Here is a 2,784-nt window from a genome sequence, read left to right as displayed (position 1 = left end):
AGCATGGGGCAACGCCGTATGGTGCGGAGCGTTTGCGCGAAGCCATCTTTTCTCACCAACCCTTCGAAGTCAAACAACACATCACCAATTTCATCGCCGAAGAGCTGCGTCATCATGAGGCTAGCTTCCGCATCGCAGACAACTTGAGCGGCTATGAACCGTCGCCGCGGGCGGACTATTTCAAGGAAATCATCCCGCGCTTCCACGACGAATCCGACGAAAAGGCGATGAGCTTCTACGCAGGGTTGTCGGTCAACACGCTCTTCGAGCAGTTGTCCGGGGAGTTGCTCCAGGCCCGCTACGAGAATGCCCGTTTCGCCTCGATCCGCGAGGCGTGCCGACTCATTTTGCGAGACGAGGCGCGGCACATTCAGTTCGGGCGGATCATCATGCGCCGCTTCTTCACTGAGCTGCCCGCAGACGAAAAGCGCATCATCGGCGAAAAAGTGGCCAAGAAGCTCCGTGGGAGCCTGCTCAACGGCGTGTATGCCGTCGTCAATCTCCCCCCAGACGAGCGTGCCAGATCCGGGCGGAATCGGGCACTTGCTGCCGAGTACGGGCTTGGTGCGACGCACCCCGACGAAGAGGTGGCCATCATCCGCAGAGGGCTCGATAAGATCCGGGAAGACGTGGGCGAGTATGGGGTCGAGATTCCGCGCGTTCCGGAAATCGATGACGCTACGCAATAAGAAAGGTGCGCCATGGCAAGTCGCATTGTTACCGTACCTAACGCGGCTCCTCCCCTCGGGCCCTATAGCATGGGCATTGCAACCGAGGGCGCGGGTACTTGGCTGCACATCGCGGGTCAAGTCGGAGTCGCACCGGACGGGAGCTTGGCGGACGGGTTCGAAGCCCAGGCTCGCCAGGCCTGGTCTAACCTGGCGTCTGTCTTGGCCTCGGCCGACATGAAGATGGAGCATCTAGTTAAAGTGAATGCTTACTTGACCAAGTTGTCCGACGTGCCCCTCTTCGGCCCCATACGCACCTCTTTTATCGGCGAGGCCAGACCTGCATCCACGCTCGTCGTCGTTCAGGCTCTCGCCCGTCCGGAATGGTTGATCGAAGTCGAAGGCGTGGCTTTTCGTCCGTCGACGCAGTGAGGCTCCATGTGGCGACTCGTCCTGATTTAGTCACTCGTCGTCTACGCGAGATCGGTCCTCGGTGGCAGCGAGACATACGTGCAGCGGGCGATGAAACCAAGGCGCTCTATCTGCCTATCTTGGCCGAGGCGCCTAAGGATGGCGTGGAGATCGTGCGCAACCTCGCGTATGGAACCCATGTGCGGCAGGTACTCGATCTTTATCGTCCGCCCGGAGCGCGGGAGGCCCCTGTCGTCGCTTTCGTCCACGGTGGAGCGTTTGTCAGGGGCGCAAAAGACATTAACCCGGAGATGTACGGCAACGTGCTGACCTGGTTCGCGCGCCAAGGGTGTGTCGGAGTCAACATCGAGTACCGCTTGGCAGACGAAGCGCCGTACCCGGGTGGGGCGGCCGATGTTGCGTGGGCGTGCGACTGGATTTCCCGCAACATCCGGCAGTGGGGCGGATCACCTAATCGAGTCTGCCTCCTCGGCCATTCGGCAGGCGGTACACACGTCGCCACGCTGTTGTGTAACCCGTTGGACGGTCTGCGCCCCATCGAGATAGGCTGCGCGGTGCTGGTCTCCGCCCGATTGAGAGCCGATACCCTGCCACAAAATCCCAATGCGGCGGGGGTCGCGGCCTATTTTGGCTCCGATGTCGCGCGCTATCACGAGCTATCGCCGGCGACACATGCTGCGAGAGTGAGCATTCCCGTGATGGTCGCCAATGCCGAATTCGAGAATCCGCTGCTGGATTTGTACGGACTCGAGTTTGCGCTGACGCTGGGCCGCGCGCGCGGGACGGCGCCTCCCCATCTCGTGCTGCCGGATCACAACCACGTGTCGATCATGGCGCACTTCAATACGTCCGAACAGTGGTTCGGTGAACAGATCATCGCTTTTCTGGAGCGCGCGTGCCGTTGATTAGCGCCCAAACCCCAACCGCCTGCTGACTGTTGCCGCCGCTTCCCGCACTGCGCGCGCGATCTCGCCTTCGGGCTCGGGGTCGAATGCGCCCGACGGGCCGAGCGCGGTCATGACGACCGTGACGCTGCCGTCGGCATTGAACACCGGCGCCGCGACGGCGCTGATGCCGGCAAGCATGAGGTCACGCACGGGGGCGCAGCCCAGCGCGCGGATTTCCTCGAACACTTTTTCCGCGGCGGTGCGGTCGGGCACATGCAGGCGCTGGTCCGGCGTGGCCGCGTCCAATTCTTTCGTGATTAGTGCCTCCAGTATGGCGGAGCGGCAGAAGGCGCCGAAGGCGCGGCCGGTGGCCGACCACAGGATGGGCATGACGGAGCCGACGCGGACGTTGACGGCGACCGGGTGCACGGGTTCGCTCCAGCGCACGATGGTAGGACCGCAGTTACCCAGTACCGAGACGAAGCACGATAGGTTGTGCGATTCGCCGAGCTTCGCCAGTTCGGCCGAAGCGAGGGTCAAGGCATCGGATTGGCGCATGGCGGCCAGTCCGATGGCCAGCGATTCGGGGCCGAGCAAGTAGCGCGAGGTCGCCGGATCCTGGATGACGAAATCCGCTTCCACCAGGCTCGCCAGGTAGCGGTGGACTTTGGCGGGGCTTTCGCCGAGCCGGCCGGCCAATGCGGTGAGGGAGGCGGCGCCCCCCATGGCGGCCAGGGTCTTGAGCACGGTCATGCCGGTGCCGGCCGATTGCACTTTGCTGCGGCGCGAGGGGGGGC

General features: G+C 63.1%; 4 protein-coding genes. 3 read left to right on the top strand and 1 reads right to left on the bottom strand.

The genetic code is table 11. From position 1 onward, the window contains the following. The 3 genes from IRZ12_RS17135 to IRZ12_RS17125 form a co-directional block, all read left to right on the top strand. The coding region (locus IRZ12_RS17135; protein ID WP_296471175.1) for a hypothetical protein at nt 1-689 on the top strand (689 nt) is incomplete at its 5' end. A gap of 12 nt (nt 690-701) precedes the next feature. Then, entirely contained in the window at nt 702-1,100 is a 399-nt protein-coding gene (locus tag IRZ12_RS17130; protein ID WP_296471172.1) for a RidA family protein, read from the top strand. 143 nt (nt 1,101-1,243) lie between these two features. Further along, complete coding sequence (locus IRZ12_RS17125) at nt 1,244-2,005, top strand: alpha/beta hydrolase (protein WP_296471169.1); 762 nt, start codon at nt 1,244-1,246, stop codon at nt 2,003-2,005. Here the strand turns inward: IRZ12_RS17125 and IRZ12_RS17120 are convergent. Continuing rightward, on the bottom strand, nt 2,006-2,784 hold a 779-nt coding region (locus tag IRZ12_RS17120), incomplete at its 5' end, for an IclR family transcriptional regulator (RefSeq protein WP_296471167.1).

Origin of the sequence: Pigmentiphaga sp. (assembly GCF_019689535.1) — a bacterium.
Classification (GTDB): domain Bacteria; phylum Pseudomonadota; class Gammaproteobacteria; order Burkholderiales; family Burkholderiaceae_B; genus Pigmentiphaga.
Note: the sequence above shows the minus strand (reverse complement) of the source record. Positions and strands in the feature narration are given on the sequence as shown.